The 23,497-nt window shown below is 69.1% G+C and carries 21 protein-coding genes; 11 read left to right on the top strand and 10 right to left on the bottom strand.

Annotation, left to right across the window (positions count from 1 at the left end; genetic code table 11):
• Positions 1-62: 62 nt before the first annotated feature.
• The 3 genes from AC5P1B_RS26760 (at position 63) to AC5P1B_RS26770 (ending at position 1,481) form a co-directional block, all read left to right on the top strand.
• A complete protein-coding gene (locus AC5P1B_RS26760) occupies positions 63-458 on the top strand; it encodes a BlaI/MecI/CopY family transcriptional regulator (RefSeq protein WP_493890367.1) in 396 nt (131 codons plus the stop codon).
• 9 nt (positions 459-467) lie between these two features.
• Positions 468-986 carry an amino-acid N-acetyltransferase gene (locus AC5P1B_RS26765; RefSeq protein ID WP_493890296.1) on the top strand — a complete coding sequence of 173 codons (519 nt, stop codon included), beginning with the start codon at positions 468-470 and terminating at the stop codon, positions 984-986.
• A 159-nt stretch (positions 987-1,145) separates the two neighbouring features.
• A complete protein-coding gene (locus AC5P1B_RS26770; protein ID WP_176162477.1) occupies positions 1,146-1,481 on the top strand; it encodes a histone-like nucleoid-structuring protein Lsr2 in 336 nt (111 codons plus the stop codon).
• On the opposite strand, the gene AC5P1B_RS26775 is transcribed toward AC5P1B_RS26770, so the two are convergent.
• On the bottom strand, positions 1,412-2,203 hold the full coding sequence (locus AC5P1B_RS26775) for an SCO3374 family protein (protein WP_493890297.1): 792 nt from the start codon (positions 2,201-2,203) through the stop codon (positions 1,412-1,414). The genes AC5P1B_RS26770 and AC5P1B_RS26775 overlap by 70 nt on opposite strands.
• Before the next feature lie 599 nt (positions 2,204-2,802).
• Here AC5P1B_RS26775 and AC5P1B_RS26780 point away from each other — a divergent pair.
• The gene (locus AC5P1B_RS26780; protein ID WP_493890298.1) at positions 2,803-5,328 is read left to right on the top strand and encodes an ATP-dependent Clp protease ATP-binding subunit; all 2,526 of its coding nucleotides are present in this window, start codon (positions 2,803-2,805) and stop codon (positions 5,326-5,328) included.
• A 174-nt stretch (positions 5,329-5,502) separates the two neighbouring features.
• On the opposite strand, the gene AC5P1B_RS26785 is transcribed toward AC5P1B_RS26780, so the two are convergent.
• Positions 5,503-8,124, bottom strand: coding sequence for an NACHT domain-containing protein (locus tag AC5P1B_RS26785; protein ID WP_493890300.1), 2,622 nt, complete (start codon positions 8,122-8,124; stop codon positions 5,503-5,505).
• Positions 8,125-8,484: 360 nt separating this feature from the next.
• Between AC5P1B_RS26785 and AC5P1B_RS26790 the strand changes: the two genes are divergently transcribed.
• From AC5P1B_RS26790 to AC5P1B_RS26805, 4 genes are all read left to right on the top strand, one after another.
• Entirely contained in the window at positions 8,485-9,285 is an 801-nt protein-coding gene (locus tag AC5P1B_RS26790) for a hypothetical protein (protein WP_493890301.1), read from the top strand.
• An 8-nt stretch (positions 9,286-9,293) separates the two neighbouring features.
• On the top strand, positions 9,294-9,467 hold the full coding sequence (locus AC5P1B_RS26795) for a hypothetical protein (protein ID WP_493890302.1): 174 nt from the start codon (positions 9,294-9,296) through the stop codon (positions 9,465-9,467).
• Between the two features lie 100 nt (positions 9,468-9,567).
• Positions 9,568-10,014: an SRPBCC domain-containing protein gene (locus AC5P1B_RS26800; protein WP_493890303.1), complete on the top strand. Its 447-nt coding sequence runs from the start codon at positions 9,568-9,570 to the stop codon at positions 10,012-10,014.
• The gene (locus AC5P1B_RS26805; protein WP_493890305.1) at positions 10,011-10,373 is read left to right on the top strand and encodes an ArsR/SmtB family transcription factor; all 363 of its coding nucleotides are present in this window, start codon (positions 10,011-10,013) and stop codon (positions 10,371-10,373) included. Before AC5P1B_RS26800 ends, AC5P1B_RS26805 begins: the two co-directional genes overlap by 4 nt.
• Here the strand turns inward: AC5P1B_RS26805 and AC5P1B_RS26810 are convergent.
• A complete protein-coding gene (locus AC5P1B_RS26810) occupies positions 10,370-10,639 on the bottom strand; it encodes a DUF397 domain-containing protein (protein WP_493890306.1) in 270 nt (89 codons plus the stop codon). The two genes, AC5P1B_RS26805 and AC5P1B_RS26810, sit on opposite strands and share 4 nt — an antisense overlap.
• 11 nt (positions 10,640-10,650) lie before the next feature.
• Entirely contained in the window at positions 10,651-11,541 is an 891-nt protein-coding gene (locus tag AC5P1B_RS26815) for a helix-turn-helix domain-containing protein (RefSeq protein WP_493890307.1), read from the bottom strand.
• Positions 11,542-11,819: 278 nt separating this feature from the next.
• Here AC5P1B_RS26815 and AC5P1B_RS26820 point away from each other — a divergent pair, with 278 nt between their 5' ends.
• Positions 11,820-12,323 carry an ATP-binding protein gene (locus AC5P1B_RS26820; protein ID WP_493890309.1) on the top strand — a complete coding sequence of 168 codons (504 nt, stop codon included), beginning with the start codon at positions 11,820-11,822 and terminating at the stop codon, positions 12,321-12,323.
• Positions 12,320-12,613: a hypothetical protein gene (locus AC5P1B_RS26825; protein ID WP_493890311.1), complete on the top strand. Its 294-nt coding sequence runs from the start codon at positions 12,320-12,322 to the stop codon at positions 12,611-12,613. The genes AC5P1B_RS26820 and AC5P1B_RS26825 overlap by 4 nt, the downstream gene beginning before the upstream one ends.
• A 49-nt stretch (positions 12,614-12,662) precedes the next feature.
• On the opposite strand, the gene AC5P1B_RS26830 is transcribed toward AC5P1B_RS26825, so the two are convergent.
• Together AC5P1B_RS26830 and AC5P1B_RS26835 are read right to left on the bottom strand one after the other, a co-directional pair.
• Complete coding sequence (locus AC5P1B_RS26830) at positions 12,663-13,355, bottom strand: hypothetical protein (RefSeq protein ID WP_493890313.1); 693 nt, start codon at positions 13,353-13,355, stop codon at positions 12,663-12,665.
• 74 nt (positions 13,356-13,429) lie between these two features.
• A complete protein-coding gene (locus AC5P1B_RS26835) occupies positions 13,430-16,765 on the bottom strand; it encodes an NACHT domain-containing protein (RefSeq protein ID WP_493890314.1) in 3,336 nt (1,111 codons plus the stop codon).
• A 677-nt stretch (positions 16,766-17,442) separates the two neighbouring features.
• Here AC5P1B_RS26835 and AC5P1B_RS26840 point away from each other — a divergent pair.
• Positions 17,443-18,195, top strand: a complete 753-nt coding sequence (locus AC5P1B_RS26840) for a M23 family metallopeptidase (RefSeq protein WP_493890316.1) — start codon at positions 17,443-17,445, stop codon at positions 18,193-18,195.
• A gap of 154 nt (positions 18,196-18,349) precedes the next feature.
• Here the strand turns inward: AC5P1B_RS26840 and AC5P1B_RS26845 are convergent, their stop codons facing one another.
• From AC5P1B_RS26845 to AC5P1B_RS26860, 4 genes are all read right to left on the bottom strand, one after another.
• Complete coding sequence (locus tag AC5P1B_RS26845) at positions 18,350-18,814, bottom strand: hypothetical protein (protein ID WP_493890318.1); 465 nt, start codon at positions 18,812-18,814, stop codon at positions 18,350-18,352.
• Between the two features lie 85 nt (positions 18,815-18,899).
• Positions 18,900-20,108 (bottom strand): hypothetical protein, encoded by a 1,209-nt coding sequence (locus AC5P1B_RS26850; protein WP_493890319.1) that lies wholly within the window; start codon positions 20,106-20,108, stop codon positions 18,900-18,902.
• A 385-nt stretch (positions 20,109-20,493) separates the two neighbouring features.
• The gene (locus AC5P1B_RS26855; RefSeq protein WP_493890320.1) at positions 20,494-21,366 is read right to left on the bottom strand and encodes an SDR family oxidoreductase; all 873 of its coding nucleotides are present in this window, start codon (positions 21,364-21,366) and stop codon (positions 20,494-20,496) included.
• Between the two features lie 357 nt (positions 21,367-21,723).
• A complete protein-coding gene (locus AC5P1B_RS26860) occupies positions 21,724-23,271 on the bottom strand; it encodes an ATP-binding SpoIIE family protein phosphatase (protein ID WP_493890322.1) in 1,548 nt (515 codons plus the stop codon).
• Between the last annotated feature and the right edge of the window lie 226 nt (positions 23,272-23,497).

A 23,497-nucleotide genomic window follows, 5' to 3' on the forward strand; every position in this document is an offset into this window, starting at 1 on the left:
TGCGCCCTTTTTCCGTCCCGAATAAACGGGCATTCGTGACATCTGCCACTATTATTCCCCATGTGCCTCGACCAATGGGAGAGCTGGAAGACGCCGTCATGACGCGGGTGTGGAAGTGGAACCGCCCGGTCACCGTTCGGGAAGTGCTGGAAGACCTTCAGCAGGAACGCTCGATCGCCTACACCACCGTCATGACGGTAATGGACAACCTTCACCAGAAGGGCTGGGTGCGCCGAGAAGCAGAAGGCCGTGCCTATCGATATGAGGCCGTCTCCACCCGCGCCGCCTACGCTGCCGCACTCATGCACGAAGCGTGGTCCGCTAGCGACAACCCCGCAGCCGCGCTCGTGGCGTTCTTCGGGATGATGTCCGATCAGCAGCGGGAAGCACTGCGCGATGCCATGCGTGTCGTACAACTCGACGAGCCCGGCGACGCCTCTGCCGAAGAGGGGCGATAGCGTCCGGACATGTCCGCACTATCAAAAGTCGTCACCGTCCGCCGAGCCCGCACCGCCGATGTTCCCGCCGTGCGCCGTCTCATCGACGCCTACGTGGGTGAGCGCATCCTGCTCGACAAAGCGATGGTGACGCTTTACGAGGACATCCAGGAGTTCTGGGTCGCGGAACGGGACGAGGACGCGGAGGTCATTGGCTGCGGTGCCCTCCATGTCATGTGGGAGGACCTCGCCGAGGTTCGCACTCTCGCCGTGCATCCGACGGTGACCGGCACCGGCATCGGGCACCAAGTACTGGACAAGCTGTTGCAGACAGCGCGATGGCTCGGCGTTCGGCGAATTTTCTGCCTGACCTTCGAAGTCGAGTTCTTCACCAAGCACGGGTTCGTAGAGATCGGGGAGACGCCGGTGGACGGCGATGTCTACAGCGAGCTGCTGCGTTCCTATGATGAGGGCGTCGCTGAGTTCCTTGGCCTCGAACGGGTGAAGCCGAACACCCTTGGCAACAGCCGGATGCTTCTGCAACTGTGATCGCGGGCCCTATGTCCGAAACGCTCACCTATCACATAGCTCCGCAACAGAGTGTTCCCACGCGGATGCGCAGCTGAACCTTCGCAGGGGGTTTGTGTTTTCCCGGGAAAAGCGGTTTGCTAATGCCCCGTAATCCCTTATCCATGAAAGGAATCCCCAATGGCACAGAAGGTTCAGGTCCTTCTTGTCGATGACCTCGACGGTGGCGAGGCCGACGAGACCGTGACGTTCGCGCTGGATGGCAAGACGTACGAGATCGACCTCACCACGGCCAACGCGGACAAGCTCCGTTCGGCTCTGGAGCCCTACACCAAGAGCGGTCGCCGTACTGGTGGCCGTGCCGCAGGTGGCCGCGGCCGGGTCCGCGCCGGTGCGAGCAGCAGCCAGGACACGGCGAAGATCCGTGCCTGGGCGAAGGAGAACGGTTACGAGGTCAACGACCGCGGTCGCGTTCCGGCCACCGTGCGTGAGGCGTACGAAAAGGCCAACGGCTGAACGCTGTCGGCATCGTGCTGAACGCGGAGCAGCCGGGTCCGGTGGCATTCCGTTGCCGCCGCGCTGACCAGTCGCACCAGATCGGGGGCGTCGGCTCTGCGCTGAAAGCCCTTAATTTCCTCACAGCCCCGAAAGCCGTGGAACCCTCGGACTCCCATCCCGTGCCGGAGGCCGAGGGCGGGCAGCGCCGGTTCTAGCTCGCACCCCGGCCTGGGAGGCCGCAACCAGTAGGCGGCCTCCCCCGAGCCGCGTCCCCCGAGGGCCACGGGGGCGGGTGCGGCCATGCGGCCGCCGTCGCCCAGCGCCGTCAGATCCAGGGGCACACCGCCCCAGTCCAGCCAGTCGAGCAGCCCGGGCAGCTCGTCCGCGCTGCCCACGGCCACGAGCACCAGCATGCGGTGCCTGTGGACCGCGACCGGGCCGGTAGGCGGCAGTCGGCGCAGCACGGCGAACCCCGCGTCGGCCGGAAGCTCCAGCGCGTCGAATTTCCGCCCGGTCAGCAATTCGACCGGGCCTTCGCACGCGGAGCCCGGAACGGCTGGGCCCGCCGGGTCTGCTGGGCCCGCCGGATCTGCTGGATCAGCGGGGCCCGCTGGGCGCTGAGGAGTGGCGGTGGGCCAGTCGAGCTGATGTTCGTACCACGCGCGTACGGCATGCCACCCGGCGGCTGGTGCGTCCGGGGCGGCTGGGCCGCTCAGCGGCCCGTGAGAGGCCCGGGACACGGGTGGCCGGTGTGGGGCTCGCGACTGGTGTGGCGGGGATGCCGAGCGCGGTCCAGGGGCCGGGACGGCGGGGCGCGGGTGAGGTGCCATGCCCGGAGCAACTTCCGAACGAGTGGGGAGTTACGTTCGGTTGACGCGCGATGGCTCCCTGTGGTTGACCTGGGGGCGTGCGTGAGAGTTCCGAGGTGGTGCGGGAGCCCGAGGTTGTTCGCCCGTAGCGGATGGAACCGACCCGTGCGGCATGGAGTGTCAGTGCGTGAGGGTAAGACACCCGTAGTAGGGAGAGGCAGAAAGAACAGGCACGGAGCGTTTCCGTCAGGGTGGTGACGGGAGGCGAAATGGCGTGTCAGGCAGGGCAGCGTTCGCCATCGGCGTAGTGGTGGTGTGCGTAGATGCTTGGCCTGGGGGAACATCGTCTCGCACCATCGGGTTGGAGCAGGTGTCGGCTGTTCGGGGCAGGAATCCCTCCCCACCGCTGTGGGGGCGATCCCGGGTGTCGGCAGTTGGAATGAGCGGTCCCTGCTTGCGGGACTAAGCTGCGGAAGGACAGGGAGGGGATCGTCCCCGATCTTTCTGACCGCTCTGAGGAGCGATTAACGATGTTCGAGAGGTTCACCGACCGCGCGCGGCGGGTTGTCGTCCTGGCTCAGGAAGAAGCCCGGATGCTCAACCACAACTACATCGGCACCGAGCACATCCTCCTGGGCCTGATCCACGAGGGTGAGGGTGTCGCCGCTAAGGCCCTGGAGAGCCTCGGGATTTCGCTCGAGGCGGTCCGGCAGCAGGTGGAGGAGATCATCGGTCAGGGCCAGCAGGCCCCGTCCGGGCACATCCCCTTCACCCCCCGTGCCAAGAAGGTGCTGGAGCTGTCGCTCCGCGAGGCCCTTCAGCTCGGCCACAACTACATCGGTACGGAGCACATCCTGCTCGGCCTGATTCGCGAGGGCGAGGGCGTCGCAGCCCAGGTCCTGGTGAAGCTGGGCGCCGACCTGAACCGGGTCAGGCAGCAGGTCATCCAGCTGCTGTCCGGCTACTCCGGAGGCAAGGAGGCCGCCACAGCCGGTGGCCCCGCCGAGGGCACGCCCTCGACGTCCCTTGTCCTGGACCAGTTCGGCCGCAACCTGACGCAGGCCGCCCGCGAATCCAAGCTCGACCCGGTCATCGGGCGCGAGAAGGAGATCGAGCGGGTCATGCAGGTGCTGTCGCGCCGTACCAAGAACAACCCGGTCCTCATCGGCGAGCCCGGCGTCGGAAAGACGGCGGTCGTCGAGGGCCTGGCGCAGGCCATCGTCAAGGGCGAGGTGCCCGAAACGCTGAAGGACAAGCACCTCTACACCCTCGACCTGGGCGCGCTGGTCGCCGGTTCCCGCTACCGCGGTGACTTCGAGGAGCGCCTGAAGAAGGTGCTCAAGGAGATCCGCACGCGCGGCGACATCATTCTCTTCATCGACGAGCTGCACACCCTGGTGGGTGCGGGTGCCGCCGAGGGCGCGATTGACGCCGCCAGCATTCTCAAGCCGATGCTGGCCCGTGGTGAGCTCCAGACCATTGGCGCGACCACGCTCGACGAGTACCGCAAGCACCTGGAGAAGGACGCGGCTCTTGAGCGCCGTTTCCAGCCCATCCAGGTCGCGGAGCCGTCGCTGCCGCACACCATTGAGATCCTGAAGGGCCTGCGCGACCGGTACGAGGCGCATCACCGCGTTTCCATTACCGATGAGGCCCTGGTGCAGGCGGCGCAGCTCGCCGACCGTTACATCTCGGACCGCTTCCTGCCGGACAAGGCGATCGACCTGATCGACGAGGCCGGTTCCCGGATGCGCATTCGCCGGATGACCGCGCCGCCGGACCTCCGCGAATTCGACGAGAAGATCGCCGATGTGCGCCGGGAGAAGGAGTCCGCGATTGATTCGCAGGACTTCGAGATGGCCGCGGGTCTGCGCGACAAGGAGAAGCAGCTCCTGGCCGCGAAGGCGAAGCGCGAGAAGGAATGGAAGGCCGGCGACATGGATGTCGTCGCCGAGGTCGACGGCGAGCTGATCGCCGAGGTTCTGGCGACGGCCACCGGCATTCCGGTCTTCAAGCTCACCGAGGAGGAGTCCTCCCGGCTGCTGCGCATGGAAGACGAGCTCCACAAGCGCGTTATTGGCCAGAAGGACGCCATCAAGGCGCTCTCCCAGGCCATCCGGCGTACGCGGGCGGGCCTTAAGGACCCGAAGCGTCCCGGCGGCTCGTTCATCTTCGCGGGCCCGTCCGGTGTCGGTAAGACCGAGCTGAGCAAGACCCTCGCCGAGTTCCTGTTCGGTGACGAGGACGCGCTCATCTCGCTCGACATGTCGGAGTTCAGCGAGAAGCACACCGTCTCGCGGCTCTTCGGCTCGCCGCCCGGATACGTGGGTTACGAGGAGGGCGGGCAGCTCACCGAGAAGGTGCGCCGCAAGCCGTTCTCCGTCGTCCTCTTCGACGAGGTCGAGAAGGCCCACCCGGATATCTTCAACTCGCTGCTGCAGATCCTGGAAGACGGTCGCCTGACCGACTCCCAGGGCCGGGTCGTGGACTTCAAGAACACGGTCATCATCATGACGACCAACCTCGGCACGCGGGACATCTCCAAGGGCTTCAATCTTGGCTTCGCGGCCACCGGCGATGTGAAGACCGGTTACGAGCGGATGAAGAACAAGGTCAACGAAGAGCTCAAGCAGCACTTCCGGCCGGAGTTCCTCAACCGTGTCGATGACACCGTCGTCTTCCACCAGCTGACCGAGGAAGACATCATGCAGATCGTCGACCTCATGGCCGCCAAGGTGGACGAGCGGCTCAAGGACCGGGACATGGGCCTGGAGCTGAGCTCGGAAGCCAAGGCGCTGCTCGCCAAGAAGGGTTACGACCCGGTCCTGGGCGCCCGGCCGCTGCGCCGGACGATCCAGCGCGAGATCGAGGACCTGCTGTCGGAGAAGATCCTCTTCGGCGAGCTGCGCCCCGGTCACATCGTGGTCGTCGGCGTCGAGGGCGAGGGTGAGGAAAAGAAGTTCACCTTCCGCGGCGAAGAGAAGGCGGCTCTGCCGGACACCCCGCCGATCGAGTCGGCGGCGGGCGGCGGTCCGAACCTCTCCAAGGAGGCGTGACCGCTTGGCGCGTGGCCTGGGCCGCGACAGCAGCCAGGGCTGAGCGCTGAACCAGCGGTACCTAGTAGTACGCGGAACGAGGAGCTGTCCCCGGGACCGTCCATCAGGACGGTGCCGGGGACAGCTCTTTGTCGCTCGCTCCGGCCGCCGAGCCTTCCACTGACCCCGCCACCGTCACCCGTAGATGACGTGGACCCCCTCCGGCACCCCGGTCACCCGCTGACCGCTGGGCACCTGAAGCGTCGCGAGGTTCGGAAAGGCGCTCAGCCATTCCATGTGCTCGCCGACGTCGTGCATGAGCCACAGATACGTCAGAGGCTCCGCAGCGAGCCCCTCCACCAGCTGGGTTGCCGTGAACATCCCCGTGACCTGCACACACGGCCGCCCGCCGAGGCGCCGCAGCGCCCGCAGCTCCTCCGGGCTGGACACGGGGAACTCCAGATCGGCCGGGTCGAGGTGGTCGATGATCTCGTCCGCGTAGCGGTCGGTGTCGTACCGCCGCCAGGCACCGGCCAGCTGGGCGCGGATCGGCCACGACGAGCGTTCCCGCAGCCGCGTGAGGAAGTCGATCGCCCGGTCGTCGGCTATCGAGGTCGCCGTGACCGCCAGCCGGTACGCCTCGTCGTCCGTGACGGTCGCCGGGTCCGGCAGCATCTCCAGCACGATCGCCCCGATCCAGCCGAGCGCCCGTGCGCCTTCCACCGTGGTCGGCCTGACCAGGTCACGGGTGTAGCGCTGGACGCGCCCCCGCACGCCCGGGTCGAGCTCGGTGGCGTGTTCCAGGCAGGCGGCCGCCAGCAGCTTCCGGTGCCGTGCCTCCACCGGCCGGGCGCCCTTGCGGGGTGCGAGCATCCCGTCCAGCAGATACGCGCACTCGTCGGGCCGGGCCAGCGCCACCGACATCCGGATGACCTCCTCCCAGTCGTCCTGGTGGGCGTTGTTGATGAGAAAGTCGAAGTCATGCCGTTCGACGGCGGCCCGCGCGCTCAGATAGTCCTGGAAGGTGCGGTGCACGAAGTCCACCGAGCTGGGTGTCGGTTCCCGCAGCAGTCCTGTGCGGTTGAGCAGATGCCGGTAGATGGCCTCGGGCCCGCCTTGCTCGGCGGCGTGCGGGATCGAGGGGAGGTGCTGCGCGAGGGTGTCGATCGCGACCGTACGGTCCATTTCGGAGCGCCCGTTGACCAGCATCCAGTGGGCGAGCTTCTGTAAGAGCTGGACCTTCGGTTCCTGGGTGAGGTCGATGCCGTCGGTGGTGTGCATGTCGCGTTCGCGGTCGCGGCGTTCGAGGAGCATGGACAGCGCGGCGTCGTAGAGCGCCTTGCGGCCGCGCGGCAGATACCCCCGCCGGTCCCGGTGCAGGGCGCAGATCAGACCGCACATCAGCGGGTTGGTGGCGAGTCGGCCCAGATCGCGGGTGATCCGCAGCGCGCCGAGCAGCGTCTGTTCGTAGTGGTCGATCCGGTCCAGGTCGGTGGCGTCCTCGCGGGCCGCCGCGTGCCAGCGCTGGACGAAGGCGGCCACCCCGTCGCGGCTGAGCGGGGCCAGCTTCAGCTCGGTGAACCCCTCCGAGGTCAGCCAGTTCTCCCGGACGGCCGATGGCCGGGACGTCACCAGCCACACGTTGCCCGGGTAGTGCGCGAGCAGACCGCTCAGCTCGTGCCGTAACCGCTCGCGGTCGTCCTCGGGCGCCTCGTCGATCCCGTCCACGAGCAGCAGCGCCCGCCCCTCGGCCATCACCCGCTCCGCCCAGCCCGACGGCTGCGAGCCGCTGCGCGGATAGCGCACGGCCGACAGGAACTCGTCCGGTACGGGAAAACCGTCCCTGCTGCCGTGGCCCCGGCTGAACCGCCGTACGGGCAGCACGAACGGGACCCGCCCGTACAGCCCGTCCAGCGGCTTCGGCAGATCCCCGCGCGCGACGGCGACCGCGAGCCACTGCACGAGCGTGGTCTTGCCCGATCCGGCGACACCTCGCAGCAGCACCCGGTCCCGCCCGGAGAGTGCCTGCTCAGCGGGGAGCACGACGGGCTGCGGCCCCGTACCGCCGTGCGGCTCACCGGACGCGGGCCCGCCGCCCTGCCCGACCTCGGCCTCCAGACTGAGGTACGCGGCGTCCAGCGACCAGCTGTCGGGGGAGTGCGCCAGGTCGATGCCGTAGATGGTGAGGTGGTTGTGGCTGGTGACGATGTCCCGCGCGTACTGAGCCTCGAACGCGGCGTCCTCGGCCGACTGCCCCGGCACCCTGCGGACCAGCGCGTCCACCTGGGCGCGGATCTCGGCCAGCTCCCTGGTCTGGGCGACGAGCGTCGCGGCGATGAAGGTGGACCGCTGGGTGAAGAAGTGCAGTATGTGCAGGCAGGCCGTCTCCAGCAGGGCTGCGTGGAAGTGCGCGGCGTCGGCGGACAGCTCACGGTCCGCGTCGGGTGCGGCCGTCCGTAACCGTTCGGCCAGCTCCTTGTGTCCGAGCCGTACGGCTTGTACGTCGTCGAGGTCGATCGAGCCCAGGGCGTGCAGGGTGCCCGCGAGCGCGTCGGTCACGGCTCGCTGCTCGTCGTCGGCGATGGGCCGCTCCCCCGGCGCGGCCGAACTCAGCGCACGGTCCACGAGCTTGCCCGCGAGTCCGGTGAGGTCCTGCTCCCGCAGCGTGCGGTGCTCCCCGTGGAACGAGACCAGCGAGGAGATCCGCACCGGCCGGTCCACGACCCCGGCGCCGGGCCCCTCCTGGACGAACAGCTTCCTGATGAGCGGTACGACGGCGGTCGAGGCGAGTCGGATGGCGATGGCAGCTGGTTCCATGAGGTCCCCCGGCGGCGGCAGTCTGTCCTGTTCTCGTGTGCTCTCCTGCCCACGCTGCTCGGTGAGATGGCAGGAATGGCGGTTCGCGGATGGGTGGGATCTGCGATGAAGCGAGATGCGGCGAGATGCGGCGGGATGAAGCGAGCCGGATGCGCGGTAGTTGCCGCACAGGCTAGGGCGCTCGTACGTCCGCAGTGGGCAATTTCCCCACAGCACACCCGACTTGGCGACGCCGCGAGCAGGGTGGCGGGGGACCATGAGGCGTCGTGTCGTCGTGTCGTCGTGGTGGAGGACGCCGCGGCCACGGGAACGGTTCTGCCTCAAGACCAACCGTCCCGACGGCACCTCTAGGATCTCGCCATGTCCACACCCACTGCCTTACGGTCCAGCGAGATCCCCTCCGGTGCCCCGATCCTGGACTTCGACCTCGTCACCGTTCACGGCCGCCCGGTCGTTGTGTGCACCGACTTCAGCAGCGGCGTCTTCACGTGGGACCCGTCGCGGGACCACTGGACCCCGTACCGGCTCGACATGCCGTGGACGCGCGAGAACGCGTACGAGTTCATGGAGATCACCACGATGGGCGCCCTGGTCCTGGAGGGACGCGTCGTGATCGGCGGAGGCAGCAGCCACCAGCCGTTCGCCCAGTGGGACTTGGAGAGCGGCGCGGTACGCACCTCCGCTCGCGTCTATCACGCCGGAGTGGCCACGACCGCTACGGCGGAGATCGATGGCAGGCCGCTGTTCCTCAGCGGCGGCACCGGCCCGTGCGTACGCCTCTGGGACGCGACGAAGCCCGACCCTCACCCCGAAGCCGATCCGGCCGAGCTTCTGGGAGGGCATTCCGACGGCATCGGCGGCCTCGCGTCGGGGACGCTGTGGAACCAGCCGGTCGTGATGTCCGGGAGCTGGGACGGCAGGGTGGCCGTCTGGGACATCGGTGACAGAACTCCCCTCACCGAGTTCACCGGGCTCGCCGTGCCGGTTCTGGGCGTCGGCCTGACGACCGTGGGCGGCCGGCCCGTGTGGTGGCGGTCGGGGAAGGGGCGCTGTTCCTCGGCGACCCTGACACCGGCGAATGGGACAAGCCGCTCACCGGCCCGGCGGGCGACCTCACGTGCGTGGATGTCGGCACGGTGGCCGGCCGCCCGGTCGCGGTGACCGGCGCGATGGACGGCACTGTGTGCGCGTGGGATCTGGAGGGCCGACGCCTGATCGGCGAACCGCTCACCGATCATCGCGGGGAGGTCTTCACCGTCCGCGTGACGGAACTGGACGGCCACCCGGTCGCCCTCACCGCGAGCCGGGACGCGCATCTGCGCGTATGGGGCCTGGACCGGTGACAACGGCGTCGCCCGACCGGGTGCAACCGGTGGGTTGCGCGTGGGGGGTCGATGTGCAACTCTAGGGTTGCACCCAACGTCGCAGCGAAGGAGTCCCCTCATGAGCGAGGACCGGATCGAACGCGAAACCCTGATCGCGGCACCCCTGGACCGGGTCTGGTCGCTGGTGGCCGAACCCGGGTTCTGGGTCGCCGACAAGGCCAGCCTGCCCGGCACCGTGGCCAAAGAAGGCGAGTCGATGGTGGCGAAGAACCCTGAGCACGGCGACTTCCCGGTACGCGTGGAGAAGGTCGAGCCGCCGACCTACCTGGCCTACCGCTGGGCCAGCGCGTTCCCCGGAGAAGAGCTGCGCGAGGACAACAGCACCCTGGTGGAGTTCACGCTGACCACGGAAGGCGACAAGACGCGGCTCCGCGTCGTCGAGAGCGGGTTCGCGGCGCTGGCCGGGTCCGAGGAGCTGCGCGGCCAGGCGGTCAAGGACAACACCGGCGGCTGGCCCCAGGAGCTCGACGCGCTCAAGTCGCGCGCCGAACAGCCATCCGCGTGACGGACGAACACCCCGGCGCCGACGACACGGTCGACAGCGTCCTCGCCGCGCTGGCCGACCCGACCCGACGCCAACTGCTCGACCTGCTGGCCGCCCAGGGCGAGGCCACCGCGACGACGCTCGCCGAACCACTGCCCATTTCGCGGCAGGCGGTCGTCAAGCACCTCGCCGTCCTGGACGCCGCCGGGCTGGTCTCCAGCAGCCGCGTAGGCCGCGAGGTGCGGTACGCGGTGCGGCCTACGGCGCTGGACACGACGGCGCGGTGGATGTCCGGGCTCGCGGCTGACTGGGACCGACGCTTGGCGAACATCAAGCGCGTCGCCGAGGCAGCGGAGCGGGACGCGCCTTCGGCGCGTTAAGCGGTTACGCGGGGGCGCCCGAAGCCAGAGGGGGTGGCTTCGGGCGCCTCTTCGCTCGCGCGGGCGTGACGGGGCGCGAGGCGGTCGAACGCGCCTCGCTTGATGCTGTGGATGAGGGACCCGAGGTTGTGGCGTGTGGTCGTGATGACCGTGGCCGGGTCGTCGCTTTCGCGGAGGTGGATGGCTGCGTTGGTGGTGGCTAGTTCTACGCAGTTGGCGCCTTGGCCCTCGCTGTAGGAGGACTTTCGCCAGTTGAGTTCACGCATGCTGTCTTCCCTCAGTGTGTATAGAGGATGTGCTGGATGAGCCCCCACGAGTCGCGCTCCTCGTGCAGCTCCGGAGACTCGTCCGCCAACACGGCCGGAAGCGCGCTCTTGCTCAAACCCGTGAAGCTGGCCCCGTACTGGGCGATGGAGGCAGCATCTCCAAGCCAGAGGCTACCGGAGGGGTGTTCTGCTGAGACGGTTTCCAGCTCTGGAACCTCAGCCCCCAAGAGCATGAACGGTGTGCTGAACCACGGCGCTCGGACGCCCATGGTGAAGGGCAGGACTTGAATAGTCACGCCTGGAAGCTTGGATGCCCGAATGAGGTGGGTGAGTTGCCCTCGCATGACGTGTGAACCGCCCACTTCCATCCACAGTGCCGCCTCGTGGATGACGGCGTGGAAGGAGACGGAGGGAGCGTCGCGCAGGATCTCCTGGCGGGCGAGACGGAAGCGGACCCGATCCTCAACTTTGTCCGGGCTTTCATCAGGACGAGCGTTACGGAAGAGAGCGCGCATATACGACTCGGTCTGCAGTAGCCCGGGGACCAGCAGCGTCTCGTAACTCCGCAGCGTTGTTGAGCGGGACTCCAGCTCGGCGAGGTCGAGGCTGGCCTGAGGAAACGCCTTGCGATACCCAGACCACCACCCCTTGCCGGTGCTCTCCGACATGCTGACAAGTCCGTCAAGGTACGCCTCATTGTTGCACCCGTAAGCGTGAACAAGCTTGCGTAGCCGCTCCGTAGGAATGGCAGTTCGTCCGGCCTCGATGTGGCTGAGGTGCGGCGTGGCCATGGCGATCAGCTTGCCGCCCTCGGCGATGGACAACCCCCTGCTGCGACGCAACTTCTTGAGCTCGGTGCCGAGTCGGCGTTGTCGCTCGGTGATGACAGTTCGCAGTGCCACAGGCGATCCTCCCGCAAAATGTTGCCCACAGTTTGCCGCAGTGTGCCCTGTGTAAGTGGCCCGGGTCCACTGAAAGCCGCTAGCTGGTTGCTAAATAGCTGAGCGGACCCCTACCTTAGGTGTGGCACCGATCACATAGGGATGTCGGCGGCATCGCCGTTCCACGCGCCCTCAACAGCCGCATGCCGGAAGCGCACCGCCCGATTCTTTGCCGCGGGGGCGGCAGGCCACCGGCATGGGCTCCCCCCTCTCACCTGCGAACGCCATGGAGGCGTGTCATGGGAGTACGTACGAAAGCGGGAGCGCGAGCCTCCCACCTGTCCCTGCGGGAAGCCGGAGCGCCATCGTGCCCGGAGCCCGAATCCGAAACAGAACTCGAACTTCCGCAGGACTACGCCCTGTTCGTCCCCGGAATCGCCGCCGCGCCCAAGGTCTGCCGTGACTTCGTACGCGGTGTGCTCGTGGTCTCCGGCCTGGTCGATCTCATCGACGCGGCCACGCTGTGCACCTCGGAACTGGTCACCAATGTGCATCAGCACGCCAGGTGCGGGGTCCATCTGACCGTGACCGTCGAGACCACACATGTGCGGGTCGCCGTGCACGACGCGGAGTCCGAGCTGCCGTCCCCACGCAGGGCGCGGAGCGCCGACACGCGTGGGCGCGGGCTGTTCCTCGTATCGGCTGTTTCCGACCTCTGCGGGATGACGATCGGCGAGCCGCCGGACGTCGATGGCAAGACCGTGTGGTTCCAGCTCAACGTGCCGTCACGGAACACGGCATGACCGGCGACATGGCCGCAGATCCGCATACAGCGGAAAGAGTGGCCGAGGTGCTGCGGGACGAACTGGCCACGCACGGGGTGCGGTTACTCGGGCTGCGGGCTGAGTTACGCGGCGGCGCGGTGCCGTTGCTGGTCGTAGGCCCGGTCCCGCTCGGCACGGGCTTCGCCCTGCTGCGCGTACTCAGCGACTACCAGCGGCTGCTCAAGGCGGAACGGGACCGGCTGGAGCGGGAGCGGCGCGACCGGGAGCGGGGTGCGCGAGGGCGGCAGAGACCGTGGGACGTGTGGTGAGGTAGGCGCGTTCGAGTCCGGCCGCCGGGGGCGGCGCGGTGTGTGGTGGTCAGGCCACCGGTTCGCCGGCAGGTGAGGACAGCGTCCGGCATGTCCGGAGGAAATCCCTGACCGCGCCGTTCCCGTCGTCGCCCCGCAGGCCGAGCCAGGAGCCGTCCGGGAAGCGGAGGCGGAAGTAGGGGTTGTCCGTATCGGCGACGGCGGGGGCGTCGCACCGCACCGCGCCGTACGGGAACTCCGCGACGACCCGCAGCTTCGTCGTCCGGCCCTTGAACCAGAGCCAGGAGGGTGCGGCGAGCAGCGAGACCTTCTCGGCGGTCAGCACGATGAGGCGTTCGCGGTCCGGGGCCTGCCCGTACCAGGCGAGCAGGAGCTGACCGGCGGTGGTGTTCCAGTTGCCGTCGAACACGCGGTCAAAGCCGAGGTGCGGTATCTGCGCCTTGCGGGCGCGCTTCGCTTCCTTGGCGGCCTTTTTCGCCCGGCGCTTCTTCGGGCTGATCGTCGGGCCCTCCAGCCCTTCGAGGACGGCGACGAGGAGGACCGGCGAGCTGATGACGAAACCGAGGGAGGCGATGACGTACGGCATCGGCCGGTAGCGGTGCCGCAGTCGGCCCTTTCCTGCCGCCTGGTGGATCTCCTTCGGCGGGGAGGGGACCGGCGCCACCAATGCGCACCAGTTCGCTGTTTTGGCTTCGGTGCCTATCAGCTCTTGTGCTCGTCTCTTCATTCGCTTCGTCGCCATGCGGCACATGCTAAGTGGGCGCTCCGTCACGCCGACTCGGCAACGCGTACGACTTAACAGCGATGCCGCGCCGCCTACGACCCAGGCGTCGGCGGCAGCAGCTCAGGCCGCAGCCTCTCCGCGCCGGTGAGGTGGGCGTCCTCGGGGAGGTGCAGGGTCGTCAGGGTGTGGAGGTCGGCCAGGGGGGTGACGTCCAGCTCTGGGACGGAGCCGACGCTGAACACCTGGAGCCAGCGCAGGCCGGGGAAGAGCCTGGGGACCGCGGTGAGGTCGGGTCGGGTGTGCTCGCCGAAGTCCAGGACGAGGCGGGTGAGCCTGCCGAGTGATGTGCCGTGGGGCGCGTGGGCGAGCGAGACGCCTCCGATACGGAGGTATTCCAGTTGCTGGAGCGTGCCGATCTCTTCCCACTCGTTCTCACTGACCGGACTGTTGGCCGGGGCCAGGTCCAGGTGGTGCAGGAGGGGCCAGCGGCTGATGCCACGGACGCCGCCCATCGCGCGCTGCGTGCCGTTGATCTGGAGGTCGTTCAGCGGGGCGTCCAGCGGCAGGTCGGTCAGGGACCAGCGCGCGCCCTCAAGCCAGTCCAGGTACAGGGACCGGAGGATGGTCAGGGTGCTCAGGGGGTGGAGCGGCGTGTCGGTCATGTCCAGCTGCGCGAGTGTGAGGCACGTCAGGGGGAGCGTGGCGAGTGGGCTCAGGTCGGGGATCTCGCGGCAGTCCAGCAGTCGTACGTCGGACAGGTGGGGTTGCCCGGCCAGGAACGTGAGGTCCCGTAGCCGGTGGTTGCCTTGCACGCGCAGGCGCGTGGCCGGGTGGTCGCTGAGGTAGCGGGCGATGTCGTCCGCGTCGATGTTCCCCCGCGTCTCCACCATCGGCCGTCCGCCCAGCGCGCCCAACGCCGACAGCTGGGCGGTTGATGTCGCCACGAAGTACAGGCCGTCCGGCCTGAGGTGGGCGATGACCTCCTCCGCGTAGCGCTCGGTGTCGAAGCGGGACCAGGCCCAGACGAGTTGCGACCGTACGGAGACCGAGGGGTGGTCGCGGAAGCGGGCGAGGACGGGGAGGGCGGCGTCGGTGTCGATGTGGGAGGCGGTGACGGTGACGCGGGTGGCGTCACGGTCGAGGAGGCCGTCCGGGCCGGGGAGGAGTTCCAGGACCAGGGGGCCCACGCTCGCCAGCTCGCGCGCCGCGTCGTTCGTACGGGGCGGGATCAGGCGCGCCGTGCGCTCCTCCACCTGGGCGCGGACCGCCGGGTCCACCTCCGTCGCGTGTTCCAGGCAGGCCATCGCGAGGAGGTGGACCCGCATCCGGGTGCGGTCGTCCACGGCCTGGTCGCCGCGCTTGACCAGCTGGCCCAGGATCTCCGCACGCTCGCGCGGGCGCGCGTGGGCCACCGCCAGGCGGATGACGTCCTCCCACTGGTCGTCCGCCGCGTGGTCGATGAGCAGCCCGATGTCCCACTCCTCCACCGCGCGCTTCGCGCCCAGGTAGTCCTGGAACGTGCGGTGGACGAAGTCGACCGCGCCGGGACCGGGCTCGCGGAGCAGGCCGCTGCGGTGCAGGAGGTGGCGGAAGACGGCCGGGGCGTCGCCCTGGGCGGCCGCCGCGGGGACGGACGGCAGGGCGTCGGTGATGATCCGTTCGGCGTGGTCGCGGTCGAGTTCGGTGCGGCCGTTGCGGATGAGCCAGTAGGCGAGCCGCTGGAGGAGTTGGATCTGCGGTTCCTCGTGCAGGGTGACGCCGTACGGGCCGTCCATGTCGCGCTCCCGGTCGCGGCGGGACAGCAGCATCGACAGGGCGGCGTCGTACAGCTCCTTGCGGCCGTGCGGCAGGTAGCCGCGCCGGTCGCGGTGGAGGGCGCAGATCAGGCCGCACATCAACGGGTTCGTGGCGAGACGGCCGAGGTCCTGCTTGGCGCGGACGGCCGCCAGCAGTGACTGCTCGTACGCGTCCAGGCGCGCGTCGCCGCGTTCGTCGCTCTGGGCGCCGCCCGCGCCGCCCGCGCCGCCCGCGCCGCCCGCGCCGCTCTGGTGGTCGCCGTCGCGGCCGCCGGGGCCGGTCCGGGCGGCCGCGTGCCAGCGGCTGATGAACGCGGCCACGTCGTCGCGGCTCATGGGGGACAGCGTCAGCTCGTCGAAGCCCTCGTCGGCCAGCCAGTCCTCGCGGACGGCGGAGGGGCGGGAGGTGACGAGCCAGAGGTTGTCCGGGTAGGCGTCGAGGAGGTCGCGCAGCCAGCGGCGGGTCTGTTCGCGTTCGCGTTCGGGGATCTCGTCGATGCCGTCGATGAGGAGCAGGCCGCGCCCGGCACTGAGCACGCGGTCGGCCCAGCCGCCCGGCTGGGACCCGGCGAACGGGCAGCCGACGGTGGCGAGGAACTGGTCGGGCGTGGGGAGCTGGGCGCCGCCCCGGGTGAGGGTGCGTAGCGGGAGGACGAAGGGGATGCGGCCGTAGAGGTGGACCAGGCGGTCGTCGTACGTCCTGCGGGCGGCGACCACGGCGAGCCACTGGACCAGGGTGGTCTTGCCGGAACCCGCGACGCCGCGTACGAGGACCCGGTCGCGGTCGGCGAGCGCCTGGTCGGCGGGGAGCGGAAGGGCCTGGTCCTGCGGTGGGTCCTCCTCGTCCTCCGTGGTGTGTCCGAGGGCGCCGAGGAGGGCGGCACGGGCCTGCTCGCGGGCCGTCGGCACCGAGCGGGTCGCCTGGAGGCTGAGATACGTCGCGTCGAGCGGCCACCGGTCCGGGGAGTCCGTCAGGTCGATCCCGTAGATCGTGAGGCTGCCGTGCTTCTGCGTGAGGTAGCGGGCGTAGCGCTCCTCGAAGCGGACGTCGGGGACGGCGTGTGACGGGTTGCGTTCGATGAGCGCGTCCACCTTCGCGACCAGCTCCGACAACTGGCCGCTCTGCTCCACGAGGGTGCGGGAGACAAAGGTGGACCGCTGCGTGAAGAAGTGCAGGATGTGCAGGCAGGCGGTCTCCAGCACGCCCTCGTACAGCGCGGTGGCGTCGGCGCCGAGGTGGAACGCGTACCCCTGGTCGCGGGCGCTCTGGGTGAGCCTGCCGGCGAGGTTGCGCGGGCCGATGCGGACGGCGTAGAGGTCGTCGATGGTGAGGTCGCCCAGGCAGTGCAGAGTGCGGGCGACGGCGTCGGTGACGGCGGTCTCCTCCGTGGCCGGTACGGGGCGCTCATGCGGCCCCGCGGCCCGGACGACGCGGCGTACCAGCTCGGCGGCGAGCTTGTGGAGATCACGGTCGGTGAGGGTGCGTTTCTCGCCGGTGAAGGAGACGAAGCCCGATATCCGTACGGGCTTGTCGACCAGCCCGGCGCCCGGCCCCTCCGTCACGAACAGCTTCTTGATGAGCGGTGCGACCGCACTCGACGCCAGCCGCGTACCGATGACTGCGGGCTCCAACTCGCTCCCCCTGCTGTTTCGCCGTGTGCCGGCGCCGGCGCCGGTGCCGTATCCGGTGCCGCGTCGGCCGCCGTGTCTGCTGCCGTGTGCCTGTTGTCTGCGCCTGTGTCTGCGCCTGTGCCTGTGCCTGCGCCTGTACGTGTGCGTGTGCGTCGCCGTGCGGGTTGCCGTGGCCCTCGTCGTGTCGCGGCCGGTGGACAGGCTACTGCGCGCGGGGGCCGAAGGTCCCGAAACGGACAGTCGTACGGCCCGGCCGGGATAAGGGCGGGCCGACCGCCCGGTGACATGGGGCACAGGGGTTTCGACGTCTACTACGCGCGATAGCGGGCAGGAGCGAGAGCCCGCCGGGACCTTTGGCCCGGGGGTGCGGGGCCTTTCCCCGGGGTGCCACCGGGACCTTCCGGAATGTGCGGCGTGGGCCCGTCCCATAAGGGCATGGGGGCCCTTTCCTGTTCTTTCGGGCGCTGCGGAATGGGCTTGCCCGGTGATCATCGGCCGCTGTGAAGAGTCTTATTTCCCGCGTACTCGCTACGAGATCCGGTAGTAGGAGCGCGGCAGAGGCACTTCTTGGCAGGAGGGCGATGCCGGGTTACCAAGGTATGGCGCTCCCGGTTCACCGCGATGGATTCACAACCGGGACTTTTCAATTTCCTTGATTTCCCCGGAGGTAATTCCGTATGACGCAGCACACCAAGGCCCACCAGACGAGCAAGCAGGTCCTGCGCAACCGCGCCACCGTGCTGGCCGTGGGCATGGGAGCCTCGCTCGCCCTGGGGACCGGGGTGGCGCTGGCGGCAGAGCCGCAGGCCAGTGTGTCCACCGCGGCCTCGGCGAGCGCGCTGGAGAAGTCGGTAGCGGCTCAGGCGGCCGCCCAGCAGAAGGCGGCCGACGCGGCGAAGAAGGCCGACGCCAAGAAGGCCGAGAAGCGGACCAAGGCGAAGAAGGCCAAGGCGAAGAAGGCGGCACACGCCAAGCGTGCGGACCGTTCGAAGCGCACCCCGCTGAACCGCGCCTCCTGGACCGCTCCGGTCGGCAAGGCTCCGCTGAGCGCGCCGTTCGCGGCCGGTGGTGACCGCTGGGCCCACGGCCACTCCGGCCAGGACTTCGCCGTGAACGTCGGCACCTCCGTGAAGGCCGCTCACCGCGGCGTCGTGGTGAAGGCGGGCGGCAACGGCGGCGGCGACGGCCCGGCATACGGCAACGCCATCGTGATCAAGCACGGCCCCAACACGTACTCGCAGTACGCGCACCTGTCGAAGATCAAGGTGCACATCGGCGAGCACGTGAAGGCGGGCGAGCGGATCGGCGTCTCCGGCAACACCGGAAACTCCTCCGGCCCGCACCTGCACTTCGAGATCCGTACGGGCCCGAACTACGGCTCCGGCATCGAGCCCCTCGGCTTCCTTCGCCACCACGGCGTCGGCCTCTGATCAAGGCTTGAGAGCTGAGAGCTGAGAGCTTGCGGGTCTGAGCGTCTGGTGACGTGAAGCGGCGGCTGGTCTGGTGACCAGCCGCCGCTTACGTGTGTCCGGGGTCAGCGCCCGCGCTGGGCGGGAGGCCCGTCGGCAGGCGGCCGGGCCGCCGTCAGACGCGCTCGTGGTCGCTCGCGTCCTGCTGCGCGCCCGCGAGCGGTCCTGTGATCGCGAGGGGCTTGGCCAGTGCGGCCGAGAGTGCGAAGCACAGCGGGATCTGCAAGCTGAACAGGGCGATGATGAGCATCACGAAGGCGTCGTCCACGGGCTCCGGGGAGTCCTCGGCGGAGAACCGGACGATGCTGACGGCCAGCAGCAGCACCGCGTAGGCGACGGTGTTCCGCGTCGCGACCATCCACCAGTCCCGGGCCGGCCGCACGTAGACGAGGACCAGCATGACCAGGGCGGCTGCCAGCGGGAACACCAGCGCCGCACCGGTCAGCCAGTCGCCGGAGAAGTTCTCCCAGTCGTCGTCGCCCGCGTAGATCACGACGTACGACAGGACCGCACCCACCGTCCAGGGAACGAACGACGCGGCTGCGGCGAACGTGACCGCCTTGGGGATGGGTGCGCTCATCAGCCATGCCAATCGTGAGGGGGACGGGCGGGCCCGCTGGAAGCCGCCGACGGAGCGCCGGACTTCCAGCGGGACTGGTCAGTTCTTAGTACCCGCCGTTATTGCCGATGGTAGCCGCGGGGCACGCGGGCTTGAACAGGCATGCCGGGCTGGCCTGCTTGCTGGTGTGGATGTACCTCGTGTACGTCTTCATCGGGGACCGGGTGAATCCGCTGATGATGATCTCGTGATCGGGCATCTGCTTGTGCCGGCCCGAAATGTAGAAGTCGCCATTGCGCGCGATCCGTGCGTTGTAGTAACCGGAAATGCTGCCCAGGCCGCAATACGGGTTACCGGCCTCGGTGATGCCACGGACCTGAGCCGTCTTCGAGTTCTGGGACATCACCCGGAACGACATCTTCTTTCCGCTCGCCGTCTTCTTGGCGACGAACTTCCCGTTCGTCTTGTAGACGTGCGTGGTGCCGATGTGCGAACCCCACTGGGAACCACCCTGGGCCCAATAGACCGTTCCCGTCAGGTCGGTCCGGTGGCTCGCGCTGTCGGCCTTGCTGAAACCGCGGTTGTCACCCGCGTACTTGTAGCCCTTGGTGTACTTGCAGCCGACCGGCGCGGAGACCCACTTGCTGCGGATGAACGTGCGGTACTTGATGGTCGTGGAGTGGTAGCTCCTCGCCTTCGCGTCCACCGCGCGCGCCGCCTTCTCCAGCGCGGCGGCGCCGGAGGACTTCGGCACCTGCACGTTCAGGTTCCAGGTGTGGCCGTTCAGCGGCGTCTCACCGGTCTTCGCGAACGTGGCCCGCTCGGTGTCCGTCCACTCGCTCCTGGGAGCCTTGGCCGTACCGGAGATGCTGTACTCGCTCGCGGCGCCGGGGCGCACGTCGGTGTCACGCAGGCTGGTGCCGCGGGTCGTGCCGATCAGCTTCCCGTCCCGGAACACGCGGTACTCCGTACCGGAGTTCACCTGCGGCCAGGAGAGGTCGACGAACTTCGGGTTGGCGGCCCACGCCGCACGTGCCGCCTTGTTGGACGTGCCGGCCAGGGTCGTCCCGGCCAGCGTCGGGCCGTCGGCCCCCGTGCCCTTGAGCACGGTGAAGTCGGCGGCGGCGCCCTCGATGTGCCGCAGCGCCTTCGGGGCCTGGCCCGAGCTGGTGACGAACCGGTCCTGTGCGGCGTTGAACCGGTAGTCGGCGCTCTGGGCGGCGGGCTGTCCCGCTGCCGCCGGAGCGTCCTGACTCGCCGGGCCCGCCACCGCGCCGGTGGTGCCGCCTGTCACGAGAGCGAGGGGCAGAGCCACCGTCGCCAGAGTCCTGGGTAGAGCGCGCATATGTGTATGTCCCCCTGGTACCACGGCGGACGGTCGGACGCGGCCACCGCGGTATCGGTCATGTCGGGCTGAAAGCCCACGTCAGACGTCACTCTAAACCCGGCGAACGGGGCGAAGCCCTCCCCGCCCGACGGGGAAATGACGGAACGCGGGCGTGCGTACGACCCTCGTGTGCCCCGATACGGCTCTCGTGTGACCCGCATGCGGTCCCTATGTCCCTCTTTGCCTATGTCTCTCTCGCGCGTGCGCTGGCGGCTGTGCGCGCACTGGCGGCGGATGAGTTCGCCGGAGGCAGGTGAACGCGTCGGTGGCGAGTGCGTACGCCGGTGGCGCGTGCGTGGGGCGGGGGCGGCCGTCAGTGGCCGGGGAGGAGATGCCGGTAGCTGTCCGGGTGTTCCGTCAGGTACTCGGCGAGCGACTGCGAGGGGTGACCGGTCAGCCGTGGGACGACGTCGGAGACGGTGCTCATCTCGCCGGTCGCGATGGCCTCGTACGAGGACACCCAGCCTGCCACCTCCCAGTCTTCCGCGCCGAACGAGGCCCGTGAGGCGAACGCCTCCTCACGCGTCTCGGGAACGTAGCTGACGGTGCGTCCGCTGAACCTGCTCAGCTCCTCCGCCACCTCGGCGAGCGACAGTGCCACGGGGCCGGTGACGTCGTAGACGGCGCCTTCATGTCCCTCGCCGAGCAGGACGGAAGCCGCCACTTCGGCGATGTCCTCGTGTGCCACGGCGGCGACCACCCCCTCGCCCGCCGGGCCCCGGATCGTCCCGTCGGCGCCCGCCATCGCCGGGAGCCCGGCCAGATACAGGCTGTCGCGCAGGAACGCGAACCGTACGCCCGTGGAGCGGATGTGCTCCTCCGTGTACCAGTGGTCGCGGGCGAAGGTGAACGTCGCGCCCGGTGCCGCGCCGAGGAACGACACGTACACGATCCGCTCGACGCCCGCGGCGATCGCGGCGTCCACGGCGGTGGTGTGCTCGCGCACCCGGTCCGGGCTCTCGTGCGCGGAGACGAGGAACAGGGTGTCCGCTCCGTCGACGGCGCGTCGCATGGCCTCGCCGTCGCCGTAGGCGGCGGGCGGCGCGGCGACCGCCCCCGGCAGGTCGGGCAGGCGGGACGGATCGCGGCCCAGCAGGCGCTGCGTGATGTCCGAGACAGCGAGCCGCCGCGCGAGGCGACCGCCGACGCGGCCGCTCGCTCCGGTGATGGCGATGACTGGAGGCATGGGGCGTTCCTTAGCTCTGGGTACGCGTCAGTTCTGGGTACGCGCCGGGTTCCCGTGCGAGTTCTGGGTACGCGTCGGGTTCTCGTGCGCGGGTGTGAACTCCCTGGTCATTGTTGCCGCCGAGGCGCCGAAGTCGCGGGATTCCGGGGGGCCGGGCCGCTCAGGCGCCGGGGACGGCAGGGATAACGGGGACGGCAGGGATAACGGGGAGAGCGGGGACGGCGTGGGGCAGAGGGGGAGCGTTGCCGTGTGGCTTCGCGTGTCGGCGCGCGGCCGCGCGTACGGATGTGCGCGCCTTTACCACGCCTGTATCGCCCGCCTGCGCGTACCGGCGTTCGGTCGCGTACCGGCGTTCGGCTACGTATATGGGCCGTGCGGTGCCGCGTACGTGGATTCCGGGGTGAGCAGCAGGGTGAACCAGACGGTTTTGCCGATGGCGCAGGGGCGGGAGCCCCAGGCGTCGGCGAGGGCTTCGACGAGCAACAAGCCGCGGCCGTGCTCCTCGTCGCTGTCGACGACCCGGGCCCAGGGCCGGGGCGCGCTCCGGTCGGTGATCTCGACGCCCAGTTCCCGGCTGCTGTGCCAGGCCCGCAGTCCGAGCGGCCCCGCCGCGTGGGAGACCGCGTTGGTCAGGAGCTCCGAGACCAGCAACAGCGCGGTGTCCGTCAGGGCGGCCATGCCCCATGTGTGGAGGGTCTCGGCGAGGAACCGCCGTCCGGCCGGGACGGATACCGGCTCGCTGGGCAGCGTGATGTCGATCGTGTCCAGCGGGGCCGTGGGGAGGCTGACCAGCAGCAGGGTCACGTCGTCGGAGTAGGCCGTGGTGTCCGGCAGCATGGCGTGCAGGACGCGGTCGGCGGCGTCCTCAAGGTCGGTGGCGGTGGGGAAGACGTCCTCCAGGGCGGTGGCCAGCAGCTTGAGCTGGGTGTAGATGTCGGTGCGGGGTGTTTCCACCAGCCCGTCGGTGTACAGAGCCAGGGTCGTTCCGGCAGGCAGGGGGACGCGGACCTGCTGGTGCGGTACCCCGCCCACACCCAGGGGGATGCCGATCGGCACGGGCAGTACGTCGACCGTCGCGTCCGGCGCGACGAGCAGGATCGGCAGATGACCGGCGGAGCAGGCCGTCACCTCGCCCTGCGCGGGGTCGGCTTCCAGGTAGGCGCAGGTGACGAACTGCTCGGGCAGCCCGCGGGTGAACGTGTCCAGCGTCTGCATCAACTCGCATGGCGACATCCCTGCCAGGGCCAGGGCGCGGGCCGCCGAGCGCAGCTGGCCCATGACCACGGCGGCGTCCAGGCCGCGCCCCATCACGTCCCCGATGATCACCCCGATCCGTCCGGCGCCCAGGTCGATCAGGTCGAGCCAGTCCCCGCCCACTCCCTCGCCCTGGGTCGACGGCAGATAGCGGGTGGCCGCCTGGGCCCACGGAATCTGCTCGGAGGCGCCCATCAGACGCAGGGCCAGCGAGATGTGCCGCTGCTGCGCGTACAGCTCGGTGAGTTTCTGCTCGGCACGTTTTCGCTCGGTGATGTCCCGCATGGTGGAGCAGACGGCGACGATGCGGCCGTCCAGGGCGCGGATCGGCCACAAGGACAGGTCGATGTCCAGCAGCCGGCCGTCGTTGGTGACCCGCCAGGTCTCGTAGTGCTCGACCCGCTCACCGCGGCCGATCCGCGCCAGCACACCGGCTTCCTCGTCTTGGAGGTGGGGTGGGATCAGCAGACCGATGTGCCGGCCGATGGCCTCCGAGGCGCTGTAGCCGTACAGCCGGTGCGCGGCGGTGTTCCAGAAGGTGATCTCCCCGGCAAGGGTCTTGATGAGGATCGCGTCCTGCGAACACTCCACCAAGCCCCGGAACAGTTCCTGCCCGTCTGCGGCGTCCCGCAGGGTTCCCACTGACGACATCGGCGCCTCACTCACGTGACGTGTCCGTGCCCGGGCGAAAAAGACTGCGACAGCCGCAGTCGGCCCGAAGCGCCCTCGCCGCCCATGCGCCTGCGAGGTGCGGACATTGCAGCACCCCGTGACCTTGCCTCACCGGGTTTGTTGGCTTTTCAACACTGTTAGCGCAACTGACATCCTTTTTTCGCTGAATACCGAAAGGGCAGGCAACAATGAGCGTCGTTGTCGC

This window comes from Streptomyces sp. A01 (genome assembly GCF_059026195.1).

Bases quoted from the DNA above. Each gene is read 5' to 3' on its own strand.
- AC5P1B_RS26810 (WP_493890306.1), bottom strand. From the start codon at position 10,639: ATGCGTGAACTCAACTGGCGAAAGTCCTCCTACAGCGAGGGCCAAGGC.
- AC5P1B_RS26855 (WP_493890320.1), bottom strand. From the start codon at position 21,366: ATGCCTCCAGTCATCGCCATCACCGGAGCGAGCGGCCGCGTCGGCGGT.
- AC5P1B_RS26790 (WP_493890301.1), top strand. From the start codon at position 8,485: ATGTCCACACCCACTGCCTTACGGTCCAGCGAGATCCCCTCCGGTGCC.
- AC5P1B_RS26825 (WP_493890311.1), top strand. From the start codon at position 12,320: ATGACCGGCGACATGGCCGCAGATCCGCATACAGCGGAAAGAGTGGCC.
- AC5P1B_RS26785 (WP_493890300.1), bottom strand. From the start codon at position 8,124: ATGGAACCAGCTGCCATCGCCATCCGACTCGCCTCGACCGCCGTCGTA.
- AC5P1B_RS26830 (WP_493890313.1), bottom strand. From the start codon at position 13,355: ATGGCGACGAAGCGAATGAAGAGACGAGCACAAGAGCTGATAGGCACC.
- AC5P1B_RS26860 (WP_493890322.1), bottom strand. From the start codon at position 23,271: ATGTCGTCAGTGGGAACCCTGCGGGACGCCGCAGACGGGCAGGAACTG.
- AC5P1B_RS26795 (WP_493890302.1), top strand. From the start codon at position 9,294: ATGGACGGCACTGTGTGCGCGTGGGATCTGGAGGGCCGACGCCTGATC.
- AC5P1B_RS26770 (WP_176162477.1), top strand. From the start codon at position 1,146: ATGGCACAGAAGGTTCAGGTCCTTCTTGTCGATGACCTCGACGGTGGC.
- AC5P1B_RS26845 (WP_493890318.1), bottom strand. From the start codon at position 18,814: ATGAGCGCACCCATCCCCAAGGCGGTCACGTTCGCCGCAGCCGCGTCG.
- AC5P1B_RS26765 (WP_493890296.1), top strand. From the start codon at position 468: ATGTCCGCACTATCAAAAGTCGTCACCGTCCGCCGAGCCCGCACCGCC.
- AC5P1B_RS26820 (WP_493890309.1), top strand. From the start codon at position 11,820: ATGGGAGTACGTACGAAAGCGGGAGCGCGAGCCTCCCACCTGTCCCTG.
- AC5P1B_RS26840 (WP_493890316.1), top strand. From the start codon at position 17,443: ATGACGCAGCACACCAAGGCCCACCAGACGAGCAAGCAGGTCCTGCGC.
- AC5P1B_RS26800 (WP_493890303.1), top strand. From the start codon at position 9,568: ATGAGCGAGGACCGGATCGAACGCGAAACCCTGATCGCGGCACCCCTG.
- AC5P1B_RS26780 (WP_493890298.1), top strand. From the start codon at position 2,803: ATGTTCGAGAGGTTCACCGACCGCGCGCGGCGGGTTGTCGTCCTGGCT.